The sequence below is a fragment of the Hydrogenophaga luteola genome, from assembly GCF_042648585.1.
GTDB lineage: Bacteria > Pseudomonadota > Gammaproteobacteria > Burkholderiales > Burkholderiaceae_C > Hydrogenophaga > Hydrogenophaga luteola.
Genome location: NZ_JBHRXX010000006.1, coordinates 25,015 through 49,191, shown reverse-complemented (window position 1 = coordinate 49,191; position 24,177 = coordinate 25,015). Strand labels below are relative to the sequence as shown.

The 24,177-nt window shown below is 67.9% G+C and carries 24 protein-coding genes; 8 read left to right on the top strand and 16 right to left on the bottom strand.

All coding sequences use genetic code 11. The features are described 5' to 3' along the window. Positions 1-19: 19 nt before the first annotated feature. Positions 20-643 carry a thioredoxin family protein gene (locus ACFOPI_RS14570; protein WP_382175076.1) on the top strand — a complete coding sequence of 208 codons (624 nt, stop codon included), beginning with the start codon at positions 20-22 and terminating at the stop codon, positions 641-643. 16 nt (positions 644-659) lie between these two features. Here the strand turns inward: ACFOPI_RS14570 and ACFOPI_RS14565 are convergent, their stop codons facing one another. From ACFOPI_RS14565 to ACFOPI_RS14545, 5 genes are all read right to left on the bottom strand, one after another. Continuing rightward, positions 660-935, bottom strand: a complete 276-nt coding sequence (locus ACFOPI_RS14565; protein ID WP_382175073.1) for a DUF2164 domain-containing protein — start codon at positions 933-935, stop codon at positions 660-662. A gap of 13 nt (positions 936-948) precedes the next feature. Further along, positions 949-1,431, bottom strand: coding sequence for a CYTH domain-containing protein (locus ACFOPI_RS14560; protein WP_382175070.1), 483 nt, complete (start codon positions 1,429-1,431; stop codon positions 949-951). A gap of 4 nt (positions 1,432-1,435) precedes the next feature. Next, on the bottom strand, positions 1,436-1,834 hold the full coding sequence (locus ACFOPI_RS14555) for a GFA family protein (protein ID WP_382175067.1): 399 nt from the start codon (positions 1,832-1,834) through the stop codon (positions 1,436-1,438). A gap of 50 nt (positions 1,835-1,884) precedes the next feature. After that, entirely contained in the window at positions 1,885-3,129 is a 1,245-nt protein-coding gene (locus tag ACFOPI_RS14550) for a BNR-4 repeat-containing protein (protein ID WP_382175064.1), read from the bottom strand. Between the two features lie 123 nt (positions 3,130-3,252). Then, a complete protein-coding gene (locus ACFOPI_RS14545; RefSeq protein WP_382175061.1) occupies positions 3,253-3,462 on the bottom strand; it encodes a DUF4287 domain-containing protein in 210 nt (69 codons plus the stop codon). A gap of 241 nt (positions 3,463-3,703) precedes the next feature. On the opposite strand from ACFOPI_RS14545, the gene ACFOPI_RS14540 reads away from it, so the two are divergent. Continuing rightward, positions 3,704-3,907, top strand: a complete 204-nt coding sequence (locus ACFOPI_RS14540) for a hypothetical protein (RefSeq protein WP_382175058.1) — start codon at positions 3,704-3,706, stop codon at positions 3,905-3,907. 72 nt (positions 3,908-3,979) lie between these two features. Here ACFOPI_RS14540 and ACFOPI_RS14535 read toward each other — a convergent pair whose 3' ends face one another. Further along, the gene (locus tag ACFOPI_RS14535) at positions 3,980-4,456 is read right to left on the bottom strand and encodes a hypothetical protein (protein WP_382175056.1); all 477 of its coding nucleotides are present in this window, start codon (positions 4,454-4,456) and stop codon (positions 3,980-3,982) included. Between the two features lie 1,243 nt (positions 4,457-5,699). Here ACFOPI_RS14535 and ACFOPI_RS14530 point away from each other — a divergent pair. Further along, positions 5,700-5,834: a hypothetical protein gene (locus ACFOPI_RS14530; RefSeq protein WP_382175127.1), complete on the top strand. Its 135-nt coding sequence runs from the start codon at positions 5,700-5,702 to the stop codon at positions 5,832-5,834. Positions 5,835-5,887: 53 nt separating this feature from the next. Here ACFOPI_RS14530 and ACFOPI_RS14525 read toward each other — a convergent pair whose 3' ends face one another. After that, positions 5,888-6,373, bottom strand: coding sequence for a tetratricopeptide repeat protein (locus ACFOPI_RS14525; RefSeq protein ID WP_382175054.1), 486 nt, complete (start codon positions 6,371-6,373; stop codon positions 5,888-5,890). 127 nt (positions 6,374-6,500) lie between these two features. Here ACFOPI_RS14525 and hemE point away from each other — a divergent pair, with 127 nt between their 5' ends. From hemE to yidD, 3 genes are all read left to right on the top strand, one after another. Next, positions 6,501-7,598, top strand: coding sequence for a uroporphyrinogen decarboxylase (gene hemE, locus ACFOPI_RS14520; RefSeq protein ID WP_382175051.1), 1,098 nt, complete (start codon positions 6,501-6,503; stop codon positions 7,596-7,598). Between the two features lie 390 nt (positions 7,599-7,988). Continuing rightward, positions 7,989-10,115, top strand: coding sequence for a replication restart helicase PriA (priA, locus tag ACFOPI_RS14515; RefSeq protein ID WP_382175048.1), 2,127 nt, complete (start codon positions 7,989-7,991; stop codon positions 10,113-10,115). Positions 10,116-10,246: 131 nt separating this feature from the next. Then, on the top strand, positions 10,247-10,702 hold the full coding sequence (gene yidD, locus ACFOPI_RS14510) for a membrane protein insertion efficiency factor YidD (protein ID WP_382175045.1): 456 nt from the start codon (positions 10,247-10,249) through the stop codon (positions 10,700-10,702). Here yidD and ACFOPI_RS14505 read toward each other — a convergent pair. From ACFOPI_RS14505 to peaA, 5 genes are all read right to left on the bottom strand, one after another. After that, positions 10,699-11,262: a histidine phosphatase family protein gene (locus ACFOPI_RS14505; protein WP_382175042.1), complete on the bottom strand. Its 564-nt coding sequence runs from the start codon at positions 11,260-11,262 to the stop codon at positions 10,699-10,701. The two genes, yidD and ACFOPI_RS14505, sit on opposite strands and share 4 nt — an antisense overlap. A 72-nt stretch (positions 11,263-11,334) precedes the next feature. Further along, positions 11,335-12,462: a quinohemoprotein amine dehydrogenase subunit beta gene (gene peaD / locus ACFOPI_RS14500; RefSeq protein ID WP_382175039.1), complete on the bottom strand. Its 1,128-nt coding sequence runs from the start codon at positions 12,460-12,462 to the stop codon at positions 11,335-11,337. 20 nt (positions 12,463-12,482) lie between these two features. After that, entirely contained in the window at positions 12,483-12,803 is a 321-nt protein-coding gene (gene qhpC / locus ACFOPI_RS14495; RefSeq protein WP_068176082.1) for a quinohemoprotein amine dehydrogenase subunit gamma, read from the bottom strand. 1 nt (position 12,804) lies between these two features. Beyond that, a complete protein-coding gene (peaB, locus tag ACFOPI_RS14490; protein WP_382175035.1) occupies positions 12,805-14,235 on the bottom strand; it encodes a quinohemoprotein amine dehydrogenase maturation protein in 1,431 nt (476 codons plus the stop codon). Between the two features lie 24 nt (positions 14,236-14,259). Next, positions 14,260-15,843, bottom strand: a complete 1,584-nt coding sequence (gene peaA, locus ACFOPI_RS14485; protein ID WP_382175032.1) for a quinohemoprotein amine dehydrogenase subunit alpha — start codon at positions 15,841-15,843, stop codon at positions 14,260-14,262. A 188-nt stretch (positions 15,844-16,031) separates the two neighbouring features. Between peaA and ACFOPI_RS14480 the strand changes: the two genes are divergently transcribed. Beyond that, positions 16,032-17,027 (top strand): helix-turn-helix domain-containing protein, encoded by a 996-nt coding sequence (locus ACFOPI_RS14480; protein WP_382175030.1) that lies wholly within the window; start codon positions 16,032-16,034, stop codon positions 17,025-17,027. Positions 17,028-17,043: 16 nt separating this feature from the next. Here ACFOPI_RS14480 and qhpG read toward each other — a convergent pair whose 3' ends face one another. From qhpG to katG, 4 genes are all read right to left on the bottom strand, one after another. Continuing rightward, complete coding sequence (qhpG, locus tag ACFOPI_RS14475; protein WP_382175027.1) at positions 17,044-18,399, bottom strand: flavin-dependent monooxygenase QhpG; 1,356 nt, start codon at positions 18,397-18,399, stop codon at positions 17,044-17,046. Further along, positions 18,396-19,058, bottom strand: coding sequence for a subtilisin-like serine protease QhpE (gene qhpE, locus ACFOPI_RS14470; RefSeq protein ID WP_382175025.1), 663 nt, complete (start codon positions 19,056-19,058; stop codon positions 18,396-18,398). Before qhpE ends, qhpG begins: the two co-directional genes overlap by 4 nt. Continuing rightward, on the bottom strand, positions 19,051-20,790 hold the full coding sequence (locus ACFOPI_RS14465; RefSeq protein WP_382175023.1) for an ABC transporter ATP-binding protein: 1,740 nt from the start codon (positions 20,788-20,790) through the stop codon (positions 19,051-19,053). Before ACFOPI_RS14465 ends, qhpE begins: the two co-directional genes overlap by 8 nt. A 237-nt stretch (positions 20,791-21,027) precedes the next feature. Continuing rightward, complete coding sequence (gene katG / locus ACFOPI_RS14460) at positions 21,028-23,223, bottom strand: catalase/peroxidase HPI (RefSeq protein ID WP_382175020.1); 2,196 nt, start codon at positions 23,221-23,223, stop codon at positions 21,028-21,030. Between the two features lie 325 nt (positions 23,224-23,548). On the opposite strand from katG, the gene ACFOPI_RS14455 reads away from it, so the two are divergent. Next, on the top strand, positions 23,549-24,097 hold the full coding sequence (locus ACFOPI_RS14455) for a hypothetical protein (protein ID WP_382175017.1): 549 nt from the start codon (positions 23,549-23,551) through the stop codon (positions 24,095-24,097). The last annotated feature ends 80 nt before the right edge of the window (positions 24,098-24,177 follow it).

The following is a 24,177-nucleotide window of genomic DNA, read 5'->3' as shown; positions in this document are numbered from 1 at the left end:
CACCGACCGGAGATTAACAATGCAACGACGCCCCTTCCTCACCAGCCTCGCCGCCCTGGGCTCCGCCGCCCTGCTGCCCCGCCTGGCCCAGGCCGCCGCCGCAGTCGGCCAGCCGGTGCCCGACTTCCGCCTCACCGACACCTCCGGGCAGGCCGTCAGCCTGTCGCAATTCAAGGGCAAGACCGTGGTGCTGGAGTGGAACAACCCGGGCTGCCCCTTCGTGCGCAAGCACTACAACGGCAACATGCAGTCGCTGCAGAAGGACTTCACGCAGAAGGGTGTGGTCTGGCTGGCGGTGAACTCGACCGAAACCCAGAGCGGTGACTACATGGAACCCGAGAAGCTGGCGCGCTGGATGCGCGACAAGGGCGCCAGCCCCACGGCCACGCTGATGGACCCGGACGGCAAGGCCGGCGCCTCCTTCGGCGCCCGCGTTACACCGCACATGTACATCGTCAACGCCCAGGGGATGCTGGTCTACGCGGGCGGCATCGACAGCATCCCCTCCGCCCGCGAATCCGACATCCAGAAGGCCACCAACTACGTGCGCCAGGGGTTGACCGAGCTGCTGGCCGGCCGGCCGATCAGCGTCGCCACCAGCCAGGCCTACGGCTGCAGCATCAAGTACAAGAGCGCGGCCTGAGCCCCGCCCACGGCGCTCACTTCTTCCCGCGGGCGCCGCGCTCGTACTTGCGCCAGTAGGCGAACTCGTCCTCGTGGACCTCCAGGTCCACTTCCGACACCCGCTGCTGCAGCCGCTCCTGCACATCGGCCACGGCCTTGTTGTAGACCACCGGGCCGATCTCTTCGAGGAAGAAACCGAGCAGGCCGCCCGCGGCGATGTTGCCAATGGGCTCGTCCATGTGTTCGCGGAAGTAGCGCTCGATGGACTGGATCGCCTGGGCGCGCTGGTCCTTGGGCAGTTCGATGGGCATGGCTCGGTCCCTTTCAGTCGCTGGCGCCAGCCCCATCGCGCCATTGGCTGAACGGGTGTGAGGCCAGATTGGAGTTGAAGTAGCGGTGATCGTGAGTCACCTCGTCGCCCACCCACGGGGGCAGATCCACGGCCTGGTCCTCGCTCGCCAGCTCCACCTCGGCCACCACCAGCCCCGCGTTGTCGCCCAGGAACTCGTCCACCTCCCACACCAGGCCGCCAAAAGCCACCCGGTAGCGCACCTTGTCGATCAGCGGCCCGTCGCACAGGCCCAGCAGCGCATCGGCGTCGGCCAGCGGGACCCGGTACTCGAACTCCGCGCGGGTGGCCCCGGTCGTCGCGCCCTTGATGGTCAGGAAGGCCTGCGGCCCGGCGATGCGCACCCGCACCGTGCGCGCCTTGTCGCGGTTGAGGTAGCCCTGCACGATGCGCTGACCGTCGGGGGTGCGCCAGGCGGTGCCGGTGACGAGGAATTTGCGTTCGATTTCGGTGGGCATGGCTTCAGAAGTGGGCCGCATGCACCGGCGGGGCAAAGCGGTCGTTCAGCCCGTCGATGCAGGTGACGGGGATGCGCGACAGCTCTTCGTCCGTCACATCCTCCAGACACCCCAGGTTGACGTCCACCATCAAACCGATCGGCGTGTCGGTGCCCACGCCATAGGCCTGCACGCCGCACACCCGGCAGAACCAGTGCTGGTTCTTGCGGGTGTTGAACAGGTACTGCGTGAGCTCCGACTCGCCTGTGAGCAGCCGGAACCCGTCCGCCCGCGCCACCGCCGGCCAGAAGCGCGTGCGCCGGCAGATCGAGCAGTTGCAACGGTAGGAACTCTGTGTGAGGTCCAGGTCGGCCTCGAAGGTCACGGCACCGCAGTGGCAACTGCCGCGGTAGGCTTTCAGCATGGACGGTCTCCAAAGATCTGACGGGTGGATTCTCGACGGATCACGGCCATTCAAGGCAACAAGACGCGCACATCGGCAGCATCTGGCGCTGTGGCGGCGGGCAGCAGACTGCGCATCAGGATACGGGTATCGAACTCCGTGTAATGAACATACCCGCCACTCATCCAGAAGATCGCTGCAGCACTGCGACCATTCCCGCGCGGGACCACCGGCCGCACATTGTGTTGCTTCGACCCCTTGGTGATGGCCGATGACGACCAGCGCCGCCCCGAGCCCGAGACCGTCCATCTTTCAATTTCGAAGACCCCGTTGACCGGCCTCGAAAGATACACAACAGATGGATTCTGGTGATCGATCACGATACCCCCTGAATAGTAGGGCTCGCGCTCTGTCACATTCGATGGCGTTTGTGGAAACCACGGCCCGCCCGGCGTGATCTCCTCATCCCGCCAGGCCAGTCCGTCCCAATGCGCGTAGTGGTAGCGGTGGTCCGCAGGGCGGGGCAGGCGCGTGTAGGCAATCACCGGCGCCCCCTTGTCCGACAGAGCGATATCCCAGACCCACCCGCGAACCTTGCGTGACCTGGCATCGTAGACAAGATCAGAGTCACGATGCTGTATCGGCAGCCTGTCCATAGAACCCACGACAGCACCATCGGCCTTATAAAAACTGCCACCGCGGTACTTCAAGTAGTAGATGGAGTTCTGTTCTTCGTTGGCAGGATGGGCATCTGTAAATGCGAAATGAATGGCGGACTGACCATCCGAAACCAGCTTCAGATAGGGACGCACACTCCTGTCTTCACGCCCACGGTCCTGAAGAAGAACCCTGGAGGCGCTCCACACCACCCCATCCGTCGAGGTAGAGAACGTGGGCTTCCAACTCTCTCCTCGCCAGAAGACATAAAACCTTTTCTCATCACTCAAATACACCGGCTGGCTGTAAGTGATCCCATGCGCTGCGGAAACAACAATTTCCTCGCCCCACTGACTGATGTCTTCAGGGTTTGAGGTGATTCGAGCATACAACCCGGTTCTGTTGTGCTCCGCATAGAAGATCATGATGCGGTTGTCAGGAAGCACCAGGAACGAGTTGTTGTTGTGGTCGTCAATCTCCCACTGTTCCTTGATGGTGACCCGCTCCAGCTCGCCCGTCGCGTGGTCATAGGCGCCGACCTGAAGCCTTCCGTCTCTCGTCACCCATCCGGCGTAGGTGCGGTTTCTTCGGCCCGAGACATGGATCGCACGTGGATCCTGAAACCAGCTCCAGGCCCCGGAATGCGTGAGTTCCAGCACCGGCCCAGGGGCGGGCGATGCGGTGCCAGGACTGCACGCAGGCACGGAAGCGGCAGCAAGCAGCAGTGAAATACAAAGGCCATTGAAGAGACCTGCAACAAGTTGTCCTGCCACCACGCGCGGCTACCTTTTGGCCAGATGCCAGGCCACCAGCGCGTTGGCGTGCCCATGGCCCATGGCGTGGTCGGCCTTGAGCAGCGCCACCAGTTCCATGTGCTTGCGGTCGCCCGCCTGGGCGAGGATTGTCATCCAGTGATCGATGGGCTGGCCGTACTTCTTCTCGATGGAAGGAAAGTACGAGGCTGGGCCCTTGACGCTTGCATCGGTGGCCATCGCTTGCTCCTATGAGTGGTTGTCAGAACACGACGAACGGTGCGGCCTCTTTTCGACAACGGTACTTGCACGTGAAAAGGTGACGATACCCCCGCTTTTGAACGTCATTTCGCCCTTTTGGGTGGCGCGGATGTGCCGAAGATGCAGGTGTGCCTTCGCAGGGCGACCGAAGGCACATGGGCCAGATCAGAGCCGTTCTGGTTCAGCGACTGGACGTCGTCGCCCGGAATTGGGGTACGTCATGATGACTCAACTCAACGCACCGGCGCATCAGCTGCGGTTTGCCTCGCTGTTCGACCCCGGCCGCGGAATCGCCATCCCGTGCGACGCCAGCGGCGAAGTGCAAATGGATGAACTGACCGAACGTCTGCGGAACGCCTACCTCGGCGCACGCGCGCTGGTCGGGCGGGAGTATGCGTTTCCCGTGGTCGAGACGCTGCACTGACCAGGTCTTTGCCGTCCACGGCGCGGAGTGGACTGCGAGGACGGCTGCCTGCCAGCCGCGTGCAGGGAAGAGTCAGGCGTCGCGCTCTTTGCGGACCGCTTGCCCTGCGAGCAATGCCAGGCACTCCGCCTGCCAAGCGAACTCCGGTTCGAAGGACTCCCGGTCCGTCACGGCACCATAGCCACCTTGGCCGTAGACCATGGCGTAAGCGGCGTACTCGGCCGCCTGCAATGTCTTCTTGCCCGCCAATGCATTGGCAACGGCGTATGTGGCGGATACAGCGGCGTGACCGGCACCATCGATGGACCTGGACCCTTGGTGTTGATTGGCCAAGCGAAAGGCTTGAGTTGCGAGTGCTTCCAGGTGAGGCCGACCAATGGAACCACTGAGAAATTGACCCAGACCGAACAGGCAGTCAGCCACCGCGGGCTCTTCGATGAAGTGCCTCACCCGAAGCACGCAGGCGTAGCCAAACTCCAGGCGCAGGCGCTCGTTGTCAGGCTCATTCAGTGCGAGCCTGGTGGCGAGGCGTTCGAGCGCTTGATTCACTGAGGACTCCGCTGGCAAGGGTTGCGAGGCCTGACGTTGCGCTAATTGGCCGCTGCCGGGAAGGCACCCCTGCCTGCGGTACACGAGCGGCTGTTGATGGGGATCGAGAAGCTGAAAAGCATGCCTGGGCATGCCCCCCACATGTGGGAGCGGCACCCACCACAGCAGCCACTCGTCGTTTGAACGCCGAACCTCCACGGGGGCCTCCGCCAGCCTGCAGGGGCCCACCGAGACGTCGGCGCTATGGACGAGGGGAGCCCAGGTCGCCGCCCACTGGGAGAAGCGCTGATAGCAGGTCAGGTACTGCTCCTGAGTGGGTTGTGAGGGAGGGGCTCCGGGGGGTGGCAGGCAATTTCCGACTGCCCCATCCGGGTGTACGGCCAGGATGTAACCCTCCGGCTCCACAGAGCGTGCGACAGCCAGCGGCTTGTTCGAGCGATCGCGAAACAAGAGGCTCACTTCGTGAGGTGAGCCATAGGCAGATTGAGCCGTGCTCAAGGCGTAGTCGTCGACCTGGAGCAGCAGGTCCGCGTGCCTGCTCGAGTGCCAATAACCCCACGCGAGGGCCACCGCGGCTGCCACCGCCATTGCCAGGAACACTCGGGCAGTGCGAAGCATGAGTCACACCCAACGTTTGAACTGAGGGGCTGTAGCCGGGAAGGTGCTTGGCCCGAGAGGCGAATGATGACCTGAAGCGCCCCAGGGGCCAAGTGCCAAGCCGGCGGAGGTCTCGCTCGATTGTCGGCACGGAACATTGACGATTCCACTCCATATGCCGGATGTGCGACTGCAGGTGCTTTACCCCGCGGTCCCCAATCGGTCAGTCCGTTGCCGTTGAGGGGGAGTCCATATGTGAGTAATTTGGAGGCAAAAACTCAGTCCTCATCCAAATCGTGGCGTTTGGAGACGCGACGCACCCTCACAGCGGTGACGCCAACGGCCACGACGAAGACTCCAAGGCTCCCCAAAAACCTGCCCACCAACTCCGGAACCTCTCTTGATTGACCCTGCCAATGGTCCACGGCCCACACTCCGATAGAACCAATCAGCAGCCACCACCATCGCCTTACGCCCAGCACGATTGCTTCAAAAATTGTCATCGCAGTCCCGCCTAACGAATGAATGGGAACCCCCCATCCCGAGTGATCCGTGCATGTGCGGGGGACGTCATCCAGGCGCCCCGAGGGGAGGCACGAACTCTCATTGTCTCATCGACTCGCTCGTTTGTTGGAAGGGGAAGTCCATGGCCCTCGTATCTGTTGGCATCGATCTGGCAAAGAACGTCTTTGCCATTCACGGCATGGATGAATCGGGCAAACCCGCAATGGTGTGGCCCGTTGTTCCGCTCGCCTGCGCAAGTCATTGCGCCTGTGCGTGAAAGAGGTTGCCGTCACCGCCATGCACTCATGCTACTGGGCAGCATGAGCGAAGTCAGTCCCGGTACGCCGCCAGCGCCTTCGCCAGGTCCTGGTATTCCTCACACGCGGTGCCGCCGCACAGGCGCTGCAGCGCCTGCAGGTGTTCGCGCGCCTTGGCGGGTTGCTTCTTCATGAGGTAGGCCTCGCCGATGTACTCGTGGGCGCCGCGGTGGCCGGGGTCGATATCCAGCGCCAGGCGGTAATGCTCGAAGGCTTTTTCGAGGTCGGGCCGGGCCTGCTTGCGGTAGGCAAAGCCCAGCAGGTTGTGCAGGTCGGCGTTGCGGCTGAGGCTGGGCAGCTGGGCCTTGAGCAGGTCCAGCGCCTTGGACCATTGCTGCGCGGCAATCGCGTCGCGCGCGGAGCGCAGCGGGTCTGCGGGTGCGGCGCTGTCGCTCGTCGCCTCGGGGCCCATGTTGGATGGTGTGTCCATGGCGCTGGCGCTGGCGGGCAGCAGGGCCAGGGCGACGACGGTGGCCAACGGCCAGCGGTGGCGTGTCATGAGCCAGCTCCGGGTGCAGGTTGATCGGATGGGCCGCATTGTGGCGGCAGACGGTGGCAAACGGGTGACCGCCAGGCCCGCGCGGGATAATCGCCGCTTCCTCCCGCAGCCCGACCCGGACACCCCCATGAGCTTTGCCCCCCTGCAGAACGACACCTTCCTGCGCGCCTGCCTGCGCCAGTCCACCGACCACACGCCGGTGTGGCTGATGCGCCAGGCCGGGCGCTACCTGCCCGAGTACTGCGCCACGCGCGCCAAGGCGGGTTCGTTCATGGGGCTGGCCACCAATGTGGACTACGCCACCGAGGTGACGCTGCAGCCGCTGGAGCGCTACGCGCTGGACGCAGCGATTCTGTTCAGTGACATCCTGACCGTGCCGGACGCGATGGGCCTGGGCTTGTCGTTCGCGCAGGGTGAGGGCCCGAAGTTCGCGCGCAACGTCCGCACCGACGCCGACGTGGCCACGCTGGCCGTGCCGGACATGGACCAGCTGCGCTACGTGTTCGACGCGGTGACCAGCATCCGCAAGGCGCTGAACGGCCGCGTGCCGCTGATCGGTTTTTCGGGCAGCCCCTGGACGCTGGCCTGCTACATGGTCGAGGGTGGCGGTTCGGACGACTACCGCGCGGTCAAGAGCCTGATGTACAGCCGCCCGGACCTGATGCACCGCATCCTGGCGATCAACGCCGATTCCGTGGCCGCCTACCTGAACGCGCAGATCGACGCCGGCGCGCAGGCGGTGATGGTGTTCGACAGCTGGGGCGGCGTGCTGGCCGACGGCAAGTTCCAGGACTTTTCACTGGCCTACACCAAGCGCGTGCTGGCGCAGCTCAAGCGCACCGACGCCACGGGCGCCATCGTTCCGCGCATCGTCTTCACCAAGGGCGGCGGGCTGTGGCTCGCCGACATGAAGGGCCTGGACTGCGAGGCCCTGGGCCTGGACTGGACGGTGAACCTGGGTGCGGCGCGCGCGCTGGTGGGGGACAGCAAAGCGCTGCAGGGCAACATCGACCCGAACGTGCTGTTCGCGCCGCCCGAGGCGATCGACCGCGAGGTGGCGGCCGTGCTGGAGAGCTTCGGCACCCCGCACGAAGGCGCGGGCACCGGCCCGACGCACATCTTCAACCTGGGCCACGGCATCAGCCAGTTCACGCCGCCGGAGCATGTGAAGGTGCTGGTGGACGCGGTGCACGCGCATTCCAAACGCCTGCGCGCGCAGTCTTAAGTCTCCATCGGCCCGAAAGCCGCGCCGGGCCTAGCGGAGCGTGTCAAAAGTCGCTTGTCAAGGCTCCCGCGGCAAATACTTTTGAAAAACAGCGCTTGACAGGCCTTGGTTATGCACAAATTTTTTGCTGCGGTGCAGAAGGTACATTGCATCACCATCACCCACTACCCCGGAGGGGTTGGTTTCGCAAGCCGTTGATTTCATTGAGTTTTGTGGTTTGCCATTTTTCCGGGCAGTTTAAGAAAGCCCTTGATTTACAAGGGCTCCCGAGCGCAAAAACACAGCTATCAACAAAGTTATCCACAGAAAATCTGGACAGCTGTGGAAGCCATGACAAATCAATGACTTACCCGGCTTTTCGACAGTTCAACTGAGGAAAAAGCGCCAAATATGCCTACTTGGTCCAGCGTGGTCGTTGCGACCCCGGCCCACAGCGGTCTGGGTGCGGCGCTGAGTTACCGAAGTGAGTTGTCGCTCGCGCCGGGAACGCTGGTGCGCGTGCCGCTGGGCGCACGCGAGGTACTGGGCGTGGTGTGGGACGGGCCGGGCGGACCGCCGCCGGGGTTGGACCCGGCGCAGGCGAAGTCGGTGATCGGGGCGCTGGAAGGGCTGGCGCCGCTGAGCGCCGCCTGGCAACAACTGGTCACATTTGCGGCGCGCTATTACCAGCGCAGCCTGGGCGAGGTGGCGCTGGCGGCGCTGCCGCCGCAGCTGCGCGAGCTGGACGCGGTGCAGCTGGCGCGGCGGCTCAAGCGCCGGGCCAAGACCGCGGCGCCAGCGGACCAGGCCGAGGCCGCCGCGGCGGCGGCGCCTGCGGCCAGTGAGGAACAGGCGGCGGTGCTGGCCGCCTTGCCGACGGCGACCGAGCCGGTGCTGCTCTACGGCGCCACCGGCAGCGGCAAGACCGAGGTCTACCTGCGCGCAACCGAGGACGCGCTGGCGCAGGCCGCGTCCGAAGGCGAACCGCCGACCCAGGTGCTGGTGATGGTGCCGGAGATCAACCTCACGCCGCAGCTCGAAGCCCGCTTCCGCGAGCGCTTCGCCCCGCTGTACGGCGAGGGCGCAGTGGTGTCCATGCACAGCGGCATGACGCCAGCGCAGCGGCTGGCGAGCTGGCTGGCGGCCCACAGCGGACAGGCGCGCATCGTGCTGGGCACGCGCATGGCGGTGTTCGCCAGCCTGCCCGGCCTGCGCCTGATCGTGGTCGACGAAGAACACGACCCGAGCTACAAGAGCCAGGACGGTGCGCGCTACTCGGCGCGCGATCTGGCGGTGTACCGCGCCAAGGTGGAGAGCGAGGCGCTGGCCGGCACAGGCCGCCGCTGCCAGGTGATCCTGGGCTCGGCTACGCCTTCGCTGGAGAGCTGGCACGCGGCCGACCAGGGGCGCTACAAGCGGCTGGCCATGCCGGCGCGCATCGGCGGCGGCGCCCTGCCCCGGCTGCGCCTGGTGGACATGAACCACCAGCCCAAGGGCGCCAGCATCGCGCCGCCGCTGCTGGCGGCGATGGAGGCGCGCATCGCGCGCGGCGAGCAGTGCCTGGTGCTGCTCAACCGCCGCGGCTATGCGCCGGTGCTCTCGTGCGACGCCTGCGCCTGGAAGAGCCAGTGCCCGCACTGCAGTGCCTTCCGCGTGTTCCACAAGCTCGACCGCACGCTGCGCTGCCACCACTGCGGCTTCAGCTCGCGCGTGCCGCGGTCCTGCCCGGACTGCGGCAACCTGGACATCGCACCGGTGGGGCGCGGCACAGAACAGATCGAGGAACAGCTCGCCGGCCTGCTCTCGGACGTGAAACGCCCCGACGGCCAGACCGCCAAGGTCGCGCGCATGGACGCCGACACTACGCGCCTCAAGGGCAGCCTGGAGCAGCAGCTGGCTGCCCTGCACAGCGGCGAGGTGGATGTGCTGGTGGGCACGCAGATGGTGGCCAAGGGCCACGACTTCCGGCGCATCACCCTGGTGGCCAGCATCAACGCCGACGCCGCCCTGTTCGCCAGCGACTACCGCGCACCCGAGCGGCTGTTTGCGCTGCTGATGCAGGCGGCGGGGCGGGCCGGGCGCGACGCGGCGCAGGCCGGCGCCAGCGAGATGTGGTTGCAGACCAGGCACCCGGAGCACGCGCTGTTCGCGTCCCTGCGCAAATACGACTTCCCCGGCTTTGCCGCCGCCCAGCTGGCCGAGCGCGAGGCCGCAGGCATGCCGCCCTTCGGCGCCCAGGCACTGCTGCGCGCCGACGCGCGCACGCAGGAAGCGGCCCAGGCCTTCCTCAACGCCGCCGCCGAAGCGGCCGAGGGGCTGCCGTACCGCGACGAGGTCACGCTCTACCCGGCGGTGCCGCTGACCATCCAGCGCGTGGCCAATGTCGAACGCGCGCAGCTGCTGGTGGAAAGCGCCTCGCGCGCGGCGCTGCAGCGCTTCCTCGCGGCCTGGCAGCCGCTGCTGCTGGACGGCCGCAGCGTGCCGGGCGCGCGCGGGCTGCTGCGTTTCGCGGTGGACGTGGACCCCTTGTCGATATAGCCCCCACGCTCCGCCGCTGCGCGGGTCGCTGCCCCCCGAGGGGTCTGATCCGGCTTGGGGCGGCCCGGCGCCAGATCTTCCTCACCCCCACGCTCTGCCGCAGAACCTCTGAGGCCCCCTACACTGGGCCGATGGATCTGATGCGTTCTGCGGCGCTGGGCGCCATCCGCCTCTATCAGCGCTGGCTCTCACCCCACAAAGGTTTTGCCTGTGCGTACCGCGTCCACACGGGCCGCTGCAGCTGTTCGCAGCTCGGTTATCGCGCCATCCGCCGCTTCGGCGTGGCCGGTGGCTGGCGCCTGCTGCAGCGACGCACCGCGCTGTGCGGGGTGGCGCACCGCCGGTACAGCCTCGCGCCACGGCGCCCGCCGGCCCGCGAGCGCGGCGACTGCGACCTGGGCTGCGACTTCGACGTTCTGCCGGGCAAGGGCCTGGACCTGTGCGACGTTTTCAACTGCTGTGACGCGGGCGGTTGCGACTGGGGCAGCGACAAGAAGAAGCGCAAGCAGGAGCAGCACGTCCACATCCCGCCCTACGCGGATCTGGGGCAGCGCCGCCGCAGGCGCGGCGAGGGAGCGGCCCGCTAGGGCGGCAGCGTCCTCGTCAGGAACTGGCCGTTGGCGATGCGCGCGGCCGTGAAGAACTCGGCTTCGGGGACTCCGTCGATCAGGTGGCGCAGGCAGCGCACCACGAAGCCGTGCGAAACCAGCAGCACGGTCTGGCCCGCGTGCCGCTCGCGCAGGCGCTGCAGGCCGCGCGCCACGCGCTCGACCACATCCCGCGTGGGCTCGGCGCCGGGCGGCTCCAGGTCCCAGCGGTAGGCGGCGTTGCGCGCCGCGAGCTCGGGGAACTGCGCCGCGGCCTCGGCTTCGGTGAGGCCGTCGAACACGCCGAAGTCGCGCTCGCGGAAGTCGGCGTCGAAGGCAATGGGCAGGCCCAACCGGGCCGCTGCGGGCTCCGCGGTCTGGCGCGCGCGCTGCATGGGCGAGGCGACGATGACCCCGATGCCCGTCGGCAGTTCATTGGCCAGGCGCTGCGCCTGCGCCAGGCCGGCGGCGTTCAGCGGCGCGTCGATGCGGCCTTGCCAGCGCTCTTCGGTGTTGAGGTCGGTTTCGCCGTGGCGGGCCAGCAGCAGGGTCAGGGGCATGGAGCGCGGGAATGGAAAAGGGGTGCCGGCAAGCTTACCGGACACCCCCTCCGGGGAGACCGCGCGGCAGACTCAGCGCGTGAAGGTCTGCGGCGCCGCCGCCCCCATGTCACCGCCCGGCAGCGCCAGCGTGCTCAGCGGCTTGAGCTCGGCCGCGTCGTACACCGCCAGGTTGTTCCAGGTGCCACCCAGGTACACCTTGCTGCCGTCCCGGTTCATCGAGACCGTGTAGTGCGAGTGCGGGATCTCGGCCGCCTTGAGCAGCTTCTTCTGTTTGATGTCGTACTTTGCCAGCCGGTTGAGCACACCGAACATGAGGTTCGGGTCCTTGGGTGAGCGCACGCCGGTGAAGTAGATCTCGGTGAAGGGCGCAAAGTCGCGCGTTTCGGTCTTGCCGGTCTTGAGGTTGATGTTGAAGTAGCCGTAGATCCAGTCGGCCGTGGCCGGGTCGTCGGTCTTGCCCTTGAACTTCGCCGTGGTGTAGAGGATGGTGAAGTCCTCGGCGGCGTTCTTCAGCGGCCAGACGCTGAGCACGTCGGGCGGCGCGTAGCGCGGGCGCTTCCAGTTGCGCGAGGGGATGGCGACGGTGTGCTGACCGGTCTGCGGATCGAACTTGTAGATGTCGGGCCCGACCATGTAGAGCGAACCGTCGTGGCCGGTGGCCATGACCGTGACCTGGCGCGGCGCGGGCATGGTGCGCAGCGGTTGGGCGCCCTCGCCGGCCAGCGCGTCGTACACCGCCAGCCGGGGCTGGCCGACGCGGTAGTGGTCGGGGTTGAGCGTGGTCGGCGTCTGGATCACGTAGAGCTGCTTGCTGTCGTTGCTCAGCGAGAGCGCAAACAGCGCCTTGGCGCGCTCGTCGGGCTTCTGCGACATCTTGGCGCGGAACACCAGCTTGCAGCTGTCGAGCGCGATGCCGTGCACCTCGTCGAAGCGGTTGGTGATGAGGTAGGCCGTGGCCTTGTCGGGCGACATGACCAGGGTGGCGGGGCCGACCGAGCCGGGCACGGCGCAGGTCTTGTAGAGGCTGTCGGTCTTGAGGTCGACGACGTGCAGGTTGTCGGGGTAGTTGCCGACCACCAGGTACTCGTCACCCGGAACCAGAGGCTTGTCGGCGTTGAGCGGTGCGGCGTGCACGGCGGCAGGCGCAAGGGTGGCCAGCGCGAGGGCTCGCCACGCGGGGGCAAAGGTCTTGTTCATGCGGGTTCTCCGGTGGCGGGTCACTCGTTGGGGAAGACGGAGCCGAGCTTGCGCCAGTCGTCCTTGGTGCTGGCGGTCTGTTTGCCCCAGTCCGGGTAGGTGTTCATGGTGTCCGGCACCTGGGCCGGCCACCAGCAGGGGTCGGCGCAGCCGTAGAGGTCGGCCTCCATGGGCTGGCACAGCGAGGCGACGCCGCCGAAGGCGTCGACCTCCCAGCCGGGGTCGAAGGTGGCGGTGCAGCCGGCCACGCTCTGCATGGCAACCACGTCCTCGACCTGGTTCTGTTCGGCCGCCTGATCGAGCAGCTGGGCCTTCTGGTTGATGGCTTGGAGGTGTTTCATGTCAGTGCACCTTTCGCGGTGAGATGAAGCGGTCGATGAAGGACGGGTTCTTGGCCATGATTTCGCTGTAGACGCCGATGCCGAAGTCCACCCAGTCGCGCATGAGCTCGCAGTAGTGGTAGGTCGGGTGGATCGGGTCCTGGTAGCGGGCGTAGCTCTCGTGGTAGCAGCCGCCGGCGCAGAAGTTGCGGATGCGGCAGGTTTCGCAGCCGGTGCCGGTGCGGTCCAGCCGCTGGTCGAGGAACTCACCCAGCGCCTCTTTCTCGATGCCGGTCTTGACGTCGCCGAAGGTCGGCAGCGAGGAGCCGGTGAAGCGGTGGCAGAGGTTGAGGCCACCTTCGTGGTCCACCGCCAGCATCTTCAGCCCCGCGCCGCAGGGCAGCGCCTTGCGCTGGCCTTCGTGCAGGTCGGTGATGAGCTGGTGCAGGTTGGAAAAGCCGGTGGTGCGGCCCTGCAGCGCTTCGCTCAGGTAGCGCTCGCCCAGCCGCTTGAAGCCGGCGAAGACCTCGTGCAGCTCGTCCACCGAGAGGTTGAAGGTGTCGATGTCGCCCGAGGTGACGGGCGCAAAGCCGACCTCGGCGAACCCCAGCTCGTTGAACAGATGGTCCCAGATGCGCTCGACCTCGGTGGTGCCGTGGGTGAGCGTGACGCGGGCGCCGACGGGCCGCGCGTTGTAGCGGGCCAGCAGCTTGCGCGCCTTGTCGCTGACGGTGCGGTAGGTGCCCTTGCCGCCCACGGTGCGCCGGTTGCGGTCGTGGATCGCCTCGGGGCCGTCCATGCTGATCGAAAGGCCGAAGCGGTGCGCGTCCAGCCAGTCGACGATCTCGTCGGTCAGCAGCGTGGCGTTGGTGGTCATGACGAAGTCCACCTGCTTGCCCAGCTGGGCGAAACGCTCCTCGCAGTAGTCCACCACCGCGCGGATCAGCTTGATGTTCGACAGCGGCTCGCCGCCGAAGAACACCACACTGAAGCGCTTTTCGTTCGGAGACTCGGCCAGCATCAGCTCGATCGACTGCTTGGCGGTTTCCAGCGACATGCGCCGGCCCTTGTCGGGCGTGTCGAGGTCCTCCTTGTAGCAGTAGGTGCAGCTGAGGTTGCAGCCGGTGTTGACGTTCAGCACCACGGTGTTGATCGCCAGGTTGCCCACCGTCGTCACCGGCTTGGCGGCGGGCTTGGGGCGGCCGTCGCTCAGCAGGTCCAGCGTCAGCAGTTCGCCGACGGTCTCGCGCAGGTCCTGTTCGTCGAACCGGCCGCGCAGTTGCTGCACCAGCTGGTCAGCCGAGAGGGATTCGGCGCGCACCCGTTCCAGCACGGTGTCGGTCATCTCGTCGATGCCGTACAGCGCGTTGGTCGGGATGTGCAGCATCATGGTGCGCTCGCCCACCCGCACCTTGTGCAGGTTGTGTTCGCGCAGGCTCAGGATGTCACTCATGTCTGTGCTCCTTGGGGTGTGCGCTCAGGGCAGCGGCGGGTTGTTCCAGCGCTGCACGGTCACGATGAAATGGCCCTTGCCGGTCAGCGTCTTCTTGCCTTCGGTCACCGTCGCCACCGCGTTCAGGTTGCCCGCGTTGTTGGTGCTCATGCGGCGTTTCGGGTTGGGGCCGGCGCCAGCTGGCGTGAAGATGCCGGTGTCGGCGTCCATCAGGCCCGCGAACTCGGCGTCGCGGTCTTCCTTGGCCACCTCGTTGAAGGGCTCGACCGACCACTTGGCGGGCACGGGACCGATGGCCCAGTCGTCCTTGGTGCCTTTCTTGCCGTCGCGGCCCACCGAATGGGCGATGGCCTCGAAACGGCCCTGCACCACCGGCGTCGAACCGCCGTTGCCGCCGATGCGGCCGACCGCGTACTCGGGCGCCACCTTCACATAGTCGATGCGGTCGAACACCGCCAGCGGGCTGCTCGCCGCGCCGACCTGGAGCGTCTTCACGCCCTTGGCCGCCGACTTCGCGGCCGCGACCTTGAGCACCAGCTGGTTCGCATCGCGCGAGACGGTCTCGGTGAGCGTCAGGCCCTTGGGCAGTTTCACGTCGCCATCGAGCCCGGCGCCGACAATGCGCAGCGTAGCGGTCTCACCCGCACGGATCAGCGCCGGCTGCACGGCCAGCACCACCGTGCCCGCGCCCTGCCGGGCGGCGCTGAGGTCGCCACCGCTGGCGTCCTGCTCACGCTCGTACATGCGGCCGCTGGCGCGGTCGCCGTCCAGCGCCAGCACCTGGCGCATCTTCACGCCACCCAGGTCGAGATCGGCGCGCCATTCGTAGCCGGTGTAGACCAGGGCCGCGCCGCTGCCCTTGAGCGGGCTGCCATCGGCCCAGGTGCCGTCGAGGCCGACGGTGTAGCGGTCAGGATCACTGCCGGCGGCTACCGTCATCACGCCCGCGTAGTCGCCCTTGCCGGGCCAGCGGCCGGCCACCGTCCAGGTGCCCACCGGGCTCACAGGCGCCTTGGCCTTCCAGTCGTTCCAGGCCTTGGACTCGTAGGGGTAGGTCTTGGCCAGGTAGGGCACCATCTCTTTCAGCGCGATGCCCAGCCAGTCGCGGTCGCGGCCACCGGCCTGGTACTCGGTGGTCGGGAACTGGCCCAGGTGGAAGTGCACCAGGTGCTCCCACTCGGCCATCGGCCGGCGCTGCAGCTCCACCCGCGCACCGGAGTGGCAGCGCGCGCACATCTGGCCGAACAGCTCGTTCTTGTGCTGCTCGATGGTGTTCAGGCGCCGTTCCATCGCGAAGCGCGCGCCCTGCGTTTCCGATGGCGCCAGGCCCTGGGTGTCGGCCAGGTGTTTCACCACGGTGCGCACTTCCTCGGGCGAGAGCGGCGCGTTGTGCATGGTGCGCATGCGCGTGACCGTCATCAGCCAGCCCTCGGGCGACTTGCGCTGCTGCAGGCGGTTGACCTGGTCGCCCACCTTGGTGTGGCAGGTGACGCACTTGCTGTTGATGATCTCCTGCGCAGTGGCGGCGCCCGCGGCCGGCGTTGCCGCCAGCCACGCCAGCGCCGCGCCCAGCGGCAGCAGCGACCTGAGTGTCTGTGTCCAGTTCATGGGGGTTCTCTCCTCGCAAAGTCACCGCCTTCTGGCGGCGTGCGGCTCACTTTAGGGAGATTCCCGATGGCGCCGTATCCACTTTTGGCAAACGCTTGCGCACCTGCCCGGCGGCATGTTTTTTGCACCGCAGCACAGGCGCGCACCACCCGCGTGCAGATTCCGCCCCACGAATTGCGAGTCGCCCCATGAACCGCTTCCTTGGACATCCCACCCCGCGCATCGCCAGCGCCGACGCGGTGGACGTGCGCGTGAGCGACACGCACGACGCCGACGAACAGGCCGCCTGCCTGACCGACTGGGGCCAGTGCTACGAGCAGATGAGCCACGGCAGCTTCGACGGCCACTTCGAGTCCTTCCGCTTCGACGGCATCGAAATCTTTCGCGAAGACACCAACCAGGTGGTACAGCAATACGGCCAGCCCCAGGCGGGCACCATGACGCTGGCGACGCTGCTGGACACCAGCGAGGATGGGAGCTTCTGCGGCACCCCCGTCACCACCGACCACTACTTCTTTCTGCGCGGCGGCCGGGAGTTTCACTTCCGAACACCGCAGCGCGTGACCCTGGCCGCGGTGACGGTGGAGCTGGAGCGTTTCGGCGCCTACTGCGAGCGCGTGGGCGAGCTGCCGCCACCCGGCGCCTGCGTGGACAACGGCCTGATCCGCAAGGGCGCGATGGACGAGCTGGGCGGCGTGCTCACCAGCCTGATGCAGAGCCTGCGCCACTCGCCTGACATGCTGCGCCACGACACCCTGCGGCGCTGCCTGGCCGAGGGCCTGCACAGCACCGTGCTGGGCCTGTGCGGACCGACGGAGAACATCAGCAAGGACCTGACCGCCTGCACGCGGCAGTACGTGGTGAACAAGGCGCGCGACTACATGCGCGAGCACGTGGACGAGCCGATCACCGTGAGCGACCTGTGCGCGCACATCCGGGTCTCGCGCCGCACGCTGCAGTACTCGTTCCAGGACGTGCTGGGCACCAACCCGGCGCGCTACCTGCGCAACATGCGCCTGAACGGAGCCCGGCGCGAGATCCGCCGCCAGACCGACGAGCGCGCGCCGGTGGCCGACATCGCGGCGCGCTGGGGCTTCTGGCACCCCTCGCGGTTTGCGGCGGAGTACAAGTCGCTGTTCGGCGAGCTGCCCTCGGCCACGCTCAAGGCCGCGGTGCGGCACTGAGCGGCCAGACCGCGGTTCAGCGCCAGCCCTGCGCGCGCAGCCAGCGCAGCGCCGCCTGCGCCCGCCCGGTGTCTCCGCCCAGCAGAGGCACCAGCGCCTCCACCTCGCGCCCCGGGGCGGCCTGCGCCGCGCGCCACAGCGGTGCGATCGCCACCCCGTCCACATGCCAGATGCCCAGCGGCTGTCCGGCCGTGACCAGCACCTCGGCCAGGCGGATGCGGTCGCGGTCCACCACCGGCCGTTGTTCGATGTGCGGCGGTGCGTCGCCTTCTGCGCCATGGGTCGGCAGCGCATCGGGCCAGGCGCGGCGGGCGGCCCAGAAGGGTTCGTCGGCCCAGCGCGCTTCCTGCGCGTAGAAGTCTCGCCCGATGCGCGCGAAGCGCTGGAACAGGCCATGCACCCGCTCGGTGTGGAAGCGCCGCGCGTGCGGCGCATCGGCCGGGTGGTTCAGCAGGGTGTGCACCACCATCGGCGCCTGCAGCGCCGACGAGAGCGACTGGAAGATGCCGTTGCCCGACAGCGGGTCGGCCGCCATCGCGGCGTCGCCGACGCGCAGCCAGGTGGCGCCACAGACCTCGGGCGCCAGCACGGCGCCGCTGGTGCGCGCCAGCGCGTGCACCTCGGTGGCCGCGGTATCCAGAAACGGCAAGGCCGCGTCGACAGCGGCCAGCTGTTCGCGGACGAAGGCGCCCAGCTGCGCGCGCGGCGGCAGCGCGATGGCCGACGGGTCCACGGTGAGCTGCAGCGCCACCGCGCCACCCGGCAGCCGCGCGCACCAGGCCCAGCCGCCGGGCAGGCTCTCCACCGCCGAGCCGGCCTCGCCACCCGCCGCGCCCTGGCCGCGCCAGAGCAGGGCCACGGTCTCGGGCCCGCGGCCCACGCCCTGCGGCGGGTGCGGGGCGAGGCGGCCGCGCGCTTCGACCACGAAGCGCGCGCGCAGGGTCGTCGGCTGTGTCTCGTCGGGGCGCTGGATCTGCAGCGTGTGGCCGCTTTCGCCGTGCTTGTCGTGCTCGCCGGGCGTCCAGCGCATCACCCGCGCGGCGATGCACTCGACGCCGTGGTCCTGCAGCTCCTGCCAGAGCAGGCGGTCGAAGGCGGCGCGGTCGACCAGGCGTTCGCTGTTCAGGGCAGTGGTCGCGCCGGCCCAGGTGGCGCGGCGCGGCGAGGGCTCGGCGATGGCGGCCAGCGCCGCCTCGATACCGACCCCGCGCAGGCCGGCGACCACGCGGTCGGACACGCCCTCGATGGCGTCGAAGGCGCGCGGCACGCCGACCACGGTGACCGCGTGCCCGAGCCGGCGCAGGCCCAGCGCCACGGCCGCGCCTGCCGGACCGGCGCCCAGCACCAAGATGCCGCGGTCGATCCGCGTCACCGCGTTCTCCGCTCGGGGCCGTGAAAGGCCGCGCTGGCGACCAGCGCCTGCCAGACCGCTTCGCGCGTGGGCGCCACACCTGCAGAGAGCAGCGCCGCCACGCGCCCGCTCAGGTGGGCGCAGCCCAGACTGGCTCCGGCGTTGGCGCGGTCGCCGTCGGGTGGCAGCACGCAGGCGCCGAAGTCGGCGTGGGGTAGCAGCAGCGTCGAGTGCTGGCCCGGCGCGCAGCGCGCATCGCCCATGGCGCGGATCGCGCCCGGGTAGGTGGCGGGGAACACCGGCTCGCCGCGCGCGGGCGTGGACGCGACCATCAGACAGCCGCTCGCCACGGCGCGCTCGCAGGCGGCGCGCAGGGTCGGGTAGTCCTGCCGCACACCCAGGCTGAGGTTGATCAGTGCAACGCCCTCACCCACCAACCAGTCCACCGCGCGCGCGACCGTGGCCATGTCGGTGCGCAGCGCCTCGCCGAACACCTGTGCCACCACGAAGCGGGCGTCGGGCGCCAGCGCGGCCATGGCCTGCAGGTTGCGCGCACCGTGACCGAGGCGGTCCTGCGCGTCGCCCCCTTCGGTCACGAAGCTGCGCGCCGCGAGCACCCGGTCCTGCAGCGCCAGCGGCCAGCCGCTGTCGACCACGCCGACCCGCAGCGGCTCAGCCATGCGGGGCCTCCGCGCCCTCGCGCTTCTGCACCTCAATGCGCCCGCCGGCCAGGTGCAGGCGCAGCGAGCAGCCCGCCCAGGCGCTGGGCCGGTGGCTGACGATCAGGCGTGTGCGGCCCGCGAAACAGGTGTCGATCTGCGCCAGGATCTGCGCCTCCATCGCCTCGTCCACGGCCGAGGTGGCCTCGTCCAGCACCAGCACCGCCGGGTCCTGCAGCAACGCACGGGCGATGGCGATGCGTTGGCGCTGACCGCCCGAGAGCGTCTGGCCGCGCTCGCCGACGGTGGTGTGCAGGCCTTCGGGCAGCGAGGCGATCCACTCACTCAGTCCGGCGCGCTGCGCCGCCTGCGCCACCGACGTCTCATCGGCGTCGGGACAGGCGTAGCGCAGGTTCTCCAGCAGCGGCGCGCGGAACAGCACGATGTCCTGGCTCACCACGGCCACCGCGCGGCGCAGGTCGGCCAGGGCGAGCTGCCGCAGATCGACGCCGTCGAGCGCGACCGCGCCGGCCTGTGGGTCGTGGTGGCGCAGCAGCAGGTCGATCAAGGTGCTCTTGCCTGCGCCCGAGGCACCGGTCAGGGCCACGCAGGCGCCCGCCGGAATCACCGCACTCGCGCCCGCCAGCACCGGCTCGCTGCGCCCGGGGTGGGCGAACACCACACCGTCCAGCCGCAGCTTGCCGCGCAGCGGCGACGGCAGCGGCCGCGGTTCGGCCGGGTCGCTCACGGCCACCGGCTCGTCGAGCAGCTCGGCCACGCGCTCCAGGCTCACGCGCACCTTCTGCAGCCCCACGTACCAGCCCAGCAGGCTGTTGACCGGCCCGCTGGCCATGCCGAGGTAGGTGGAGAACGCGACCAGCGAGCCCAGCGCCCACTGGCCGTCGATCACCCAGGCACCACCGATGAGAAAGGCCAGCGCGCGCGTCCACGCGGTCAGTTGCCCCGGCACCGCGTGGGTGGCGAACTCGATGATCTGCAGCCGCAACAGCGACGACAGGTAGCCCGCGTGCAGCCCGTCCAGCCGCCGCGCCTCGCGCGCCTCCTGCCGGCTGGCCTGCACGAACTTCAGCGCGGGCAGCACCTCGACAAAAAAGCTGGACACATCGCCCGAGCGCTCGCGCAGCGCGCGCGTGCCCTCGGCCACGCGCGGGCGCATGCGCCGCAGCCACCACCACTCCAGCGGCAGCAGGAGCGCCACCAGCAGGGTCAGCTCCCACGACAGCCAGAGCATCCAGCCCACCGCGCCCACAAGGCCGAGCAGGTTGGACAGCACGGCGAACAGGCTGTCGACCGCGAAGCGCTGGATTTCGGCCATGTCGCCGTCCAGCCGCGACATCACGTCGCCTGTGCGCCAGCGTGCCCAGAACGAAGGCGAGAGCCGCTGCAGGTGGGCGAACACGTCGTGCCGAAGGTCGAACAGCACCGCGGCCGAGAGCCTGGTGTGCAGGTAGCGGTTCAGCCCCGCGAGCAGCGTCGCCGCCAGACCGGCCATCAGCATGAAGAGTGCCGTGGTCCACAGCACCTCGTGGCTGCGCGCGATCAGCCCGTCGTCGATCAGCCGCTTGACCAAGAGCGGCTGCAGCAGCACCAGGGCCGAGGCGATGACCGAAAGCGCCATCACGCCCGCCATGGCGCGGGCGCGCGGCCGCACGAAACCAAGCAGCCACGCCCAGTGCCGGCGCTCGCCCTCCGGGTGCCGCCGAGCCAGCAAGGGAACGAGCAGGCCGAACATGCGGCATGGTGGCACAGGAGGTTCGATGCACCAATGCGGTTGTCGCGGCCAGACAGCAACTGCAGCGGTTTGCCAAAAGTGGCTACCCAGAAAGCAGAAAGACAAACCCCTCCGCAAGGGAGGGGGCGTGTTCGAGGGCACCCGAGGAACCGGCTCCGCCGGGCCTCAGGGTGCGTCCCCCTCCCGCCCAGGGCGAGAGAGGGCGAAGCGGCGTCAGCCGCGCAGGGGGTACCTTCTTCACAGACTCATGACTTTGTTCCAGGCCGCCACAAAGTCCTTCACGAACTTGCCGCCGTTGTCGTTCTGCGCATAGACCTCGGCGATCGCGCGCAGCTGCGAGTTGGAACCGAAGGCCAGGTCGACGCGGGTGGCGGTCCACTTCACGGCGCCGGTCTGGCGGTCACGGCCTTCGTAGGCGTTGTCACCGGTCGGCTTCCAGGCGGTGGACATGTCGACCAGATTCACGAAGAAGTCATTCGTCAGCTGGCCCGGGCGCTGGGTGAACACTCCGTGCTTCGAACCGCCGTGGTTGGCGCCGAGCACGCGCAGGCCGCCGACCAGCACCGTCATCTCCGGCGCCGACAGGGTGAGCAGCTGCGCCTTGTCGAGCAGCATCTCTTCAGGCGAGACGCGGAACGCCTGCTTGCGGTAGTTGCGGAAACCGTCGGCCACGGGCTCCAGCGCGGCGAAGGACTCGGCGTCGGTCTGCTCGGCCGTGGCGTCGGTGCGGCCCGGGGTGAAGGGCACCTCCACGGTGTGGCCCGCCACCTTGGCCGCGGCCTCCACACCGGCGTTGCCCGCCAGCACGATCAGGTCGGCCAGCGAGACCTTCTTGCCGCCCGCGGCGCCGGTGTTGAAGCCGCGCTGGATCTCCTCCAGCACGGCCAGCACCTTGGCCAGCTGGGCGGGTTGGTTGGCCTCCCAGTCTTTCTGCGGCGCCAGGCGGACGCGGGCACCATTGCTGCCGCCGCGCCGATCGGAACCGCGGTAGGTGGAGGCCGAGGCCCAGGCGGTCGAGACCAGCTCGCTCACAGAGAGGCCCGAGGCCAGCACGCGGGCCTTGAGTTCCTTCGCGTCGGCGGCGTCGATCAGCGGATGCGTGACCGGCGGCACCGGGTCCTGCCAGATCAGGTCTTCGGCCGGCACCTCGGGGCCGAGGTAGCGGCTCTTGGGCCCCATGTCGCGGTGGGTCAGCTTGAACCAGGCGCGGGCGTAGGCGTCGGCGAACTCGTCCGGGTTCGCCGCGAAGTGGCGCGAGATCTTCTCGTAGGCCGGGTCGAAGCGCAGCGACAGGTCGGCCGTGGTCATCACCGGCGGGTGCTTCTTGCTCGGGTCGTGGGCGTCGACCACCATGTCCTCGGGCTCGACGTTCTTGGCACGCCACTGGATCGCGCCCGCCGCGGTGGTCATCTGCTCCCACTCATATTTGAAGAGCACCTTGAAGTAGCCCATGTCCCACTGCGTCGGGTTGGGCTTCCAGGCGCCCTCGAAGCCGCTGGTGGTGGCGTCGGCGCCCTTGCCGCTGCCGTGCTGGTTGATCCAGCCAAAGCCCATTTCTTCGATCGGCGCGCCTTCCGGCTCCGGGCCGACCAGCTCCGCGGGGCCGGCGCCGTGCATCTTGCCGAAGGTGTGGCCGCCGGCCACCAGGGCCACGGTTTCGTAGTCGTTCATGGCCATGCGGGCGAAGGTCTCGCGCACATCCTTGCCGGAGGCCACCGGGTCGGGCTTGCCGTCCGGGCCCTGCGGGTTCACGTAGATCAGGCCCATCTGCACGGCCGCGAGCGGGTTTTCAAGGTCGCGGTCGCCGCTGTAACGGCTGTTGGGCTTGTCGCTGGTGGCCAGCCACTCGGTCTCGGCACCCCAGTAGATGTCTTCTTCCGGCGCCCAGATGTCTTCACGACCGCCACCGAACCCGAAGGTCTTGAAGCCCATGGTTTCCATGGCCACGTTGCCGGCCAGGACGAACAGGTCGGCCCAGGAGATGGCGTTGCCGTATTTCTGCTTGATCGGCCAGAGCAGGCGGCGGCCCTTGTCGAGGTTGCCGTTGTCGGGCCAGGAGTTCAGCGGGGCGAAGCGCTGGTTGCCGGTGTTGGCGCCGCCGCGGCCGTCGGCCGTGCGGTAGGTGCCGGCGGCGTGCCAGGCCAGGCGGATCATCAGGCCGCCGTAATGGCCGAAATCGGCCGGCCACCAGTCCTGGCTCTGGGTCATGAGGTCGGCCAAGTCCTTCTTGAGTGCCTTGAAATCCAGCTTCTTGAACGCTTCGGCGTAGTTGAAGTCCGGGTCCATCGGGTTGGACACCGGCTGGTGCTGGTGCAGGATGGACAGGTTCAGCTGGTTGGGCCACCAGTCGGCGTTGGACCGCGTGCCGTGGGTGGCGCGGGCGCCGCCGGCGGCGTGGAAGGGGCACTTGGCTTCAGAGGACGGTTGGCTCATGGTGATCTCCTGTGGTGTGGGACGGGGCCGGAATCGGGACTCAGTGCGAGGCAGCCAGGGCCGCCAGCACCTCGATCCAGTCGCTGTGAACGGTGGGGGACGATGAGGACGGCTTCATGACAGGCTCCGGTGTCTGGTTGAGGAGCCCTGACTTTAGAAGTTCACTATCGAGAAGTCGATTCAATTGCTTTCATCAATTTCATAGCCATTGCCAATGCAGCGGCGCAATACGCCGGGCCTGACAAGCCCTGCAAGGGGGGTGGAGACCGGGCGTCCGGTCATGCTCCAATGCGCGCCTGGGTGAAATCAACCGGGGAGGAAAAACATGACGACGATTCACACCGTGTTCCAGCGCCTGTGGCGCCAATGGCTGGCGCTGACGCTGCTGGTGGTGATGGCGGGCTGTGCGACAGGGCCGAAGATGGTGCCGCATGCGTTCAGTTTTGACGGCAACTACGACAAGTGGGCCGACAAGGTGGATCTGCTGGCCTATGCCTATGGCGACCGGTACCACATGGTCCGCGAAGATCTGGCGAACCCGAGCTCATCGCTGTACGCCGGCAAAACAAGTCTGCCGCCCAGCACCGGGGTCAATGGTCCGATGCCAGTGGGTGAGTTCCTCCACGTCAAATGGCGCCTCAAAGCTACTGGCGAGGTTTTTGAGGAGCGTGTCGATCTGCGGGACCGACTGCCCACGGACATGACCGATCAAGAGTTGACGTTTGTGATCGATGAGCGTCGGCTTTATGTGTATGTGGTGACCCCGTTGGCGCAAGCGCCCGGGGGCAAGACCGACACCCATCGCACCTGGCACTCCAAATACAACGTGACTTACGAAATATTCCCGACGCTCGAGAAACGGGGGGAGAAATAGTCATGAGTACCTCACTTCTGCGCCCACTCAATGATGAGGAAATAGCATTCTTGCCAACCGCCCGCACGGCAATGGAGGAA

Excerpts from the sequence above, each read along its gene's own strand:
- ACFOPI_RS14570 (WP_382175076.1), top strand. The coding sequence starts at position 20 with ATGCAACGACGCCCCTTCCTCACCAGCCTCGCCGCCCTGGGCTCCGCC.
- ACFOPI_RS14565 (WP_382175073.1), bottom strand. The coding sequence starts at position 935 with ATGCCCATCGAACTGCCCAAGGACCAGCGCGCCCAGGCGATCCAGTCC.
- ACFOPI_RS14560 (WP_382175070.1), bottom strand. The coding sequence starts at position 1,431 with ATGCCCACCGAAATCGAACGCAAATTCCTCGTCACCGGCACCGCCTGG.
- ACFOPI_RS14555 (WP_382175067.1), bottom strand. The coding sequence starts at position 1,834 with ATGCTGAAAGCCTACCGCGGCAGTTGCCACTGCGGTGCCGTGACCTTC.
- ACFOPI_RS14545 (WP_382175061.1), bottom strand. The coding sequence starts at position 3,462 with ATGGCCACCGATGCAAGCGTCAAGGGCCCAGCCTCGTACTTTCCTTCC.
- ACFOPI_RS14540 (WP_382175058.1), top strand. The coding sequence starts at position 3,704 with ATGATGACTCAACTCAACGCACCGGCGCATCAGCTGCGGTTTGCCTCG.
- ACFOPI_RS14530 (WP_382175127.1), top strand. The coding sequence starts at position 5,700 with ATGGCCCTCGTATCTGTTGGCATCGATCTGGCAAAGAACGTCTTTGCC.
- ACFOPI_RS14525 (WP_382175054.1), bottom strand. The coding sequence starts at position 6,373 with ATGACACGCCACCGCTGGCCGTTGGCCACCGTCGTCGCCCTGGCCCTG.
- hemE (WP_382175051.1), top strand. The coding sequence starts at position 6,501 with ATGAGCTTTGCCCCCCTGCAGAACGACACCTTCCTGCGCGCCTGCCTG.
- priA (WP_382175048.1), top strand. The coding sequence starts at position 7,989 with ATGCCTACTTGGTCCAGCGTGGTCGTTGCGACCCCGGCCCACAGCGGT.
- yidD (WP_382175045.1), top strand. The coding sequence starts at position 10,247 with ATGGATCTGATGCGTTCTGCGGCGCTGGGCGCCATCCGCCTCTATCAG.
- ACFOPI_RS14505 (WP_382175042.1), bottom strand. The coding sequence starts at position 11,262 with ATGCCCCTGACCCTGCTGCTGGCCCGCCACGGCGAAACCGACCTCAAC.
- peaD (WP_382175039.1), bottom strand. The coding sequence starts at position 12,462 with ATGAACAAGACCTTTGCCCCCGCGTGGCGAGCCCTCGCGCTGGCCACC.
- qhpC (WP_068176082.1), bottom strand. The coding sequence starts at position 12,803 with ATGAAACACCTCCAAGCCATCAACCAGAAGGCCCAGCTGCTCGATCAG.
- peaB (WP_382175035.1), bottom strand. The coding sequence starts at position 14,235 with ATGAGTGACATCCTGAGCCTGCGCGAACACAACCTGCACAAGGTGCGG.
- peaA (WP_382175032.1), bottom strand. The coding sequence starts at position 15,843 with ATGAACTGGACACAGACACTCAGGTCGCTGCTGCCGCTGGGCGCGGCG.
- ACFOPI_RS14480 (WP_382175030.1), top strand. The coding sequence starts at position 16,032 with ATGAACCGCTTCCTTGGACATCCCACCCCGCGCATCGCCAGCGCCGAC.
- qhpE (WP_382175025.1), bottom strand. The coding sequence starts at position 19,058 with ATGGCTGAGCCGCTGCGGGTCGGCGTGGTCGACAGCGGCTGGCCGCTG.
- ACFOPI_RS14465 (WP_382175023.1), bottom strand. The coding sequence starts at position 20,790 with ATGTTCGGCCTGCTCGTTCCCTTGCTGGCTCGGCGGCACCCGGAGGGC.
- katG (WP_382175020.1), bottom strand. The coding sequence starts at position 23,223 with ATGAGCCAACCGTCCTCTGAAGCCAAGTGCCCCTTCCACGCCGCCGGC.
- ACFOPI_RS14455 (WP_382175017.1), top strand. The coding sequence starts at position 23,549 with ATGACGACGATTCACACCGTGTTCCAGCGCCTGTGGCGCCAATGGCTG.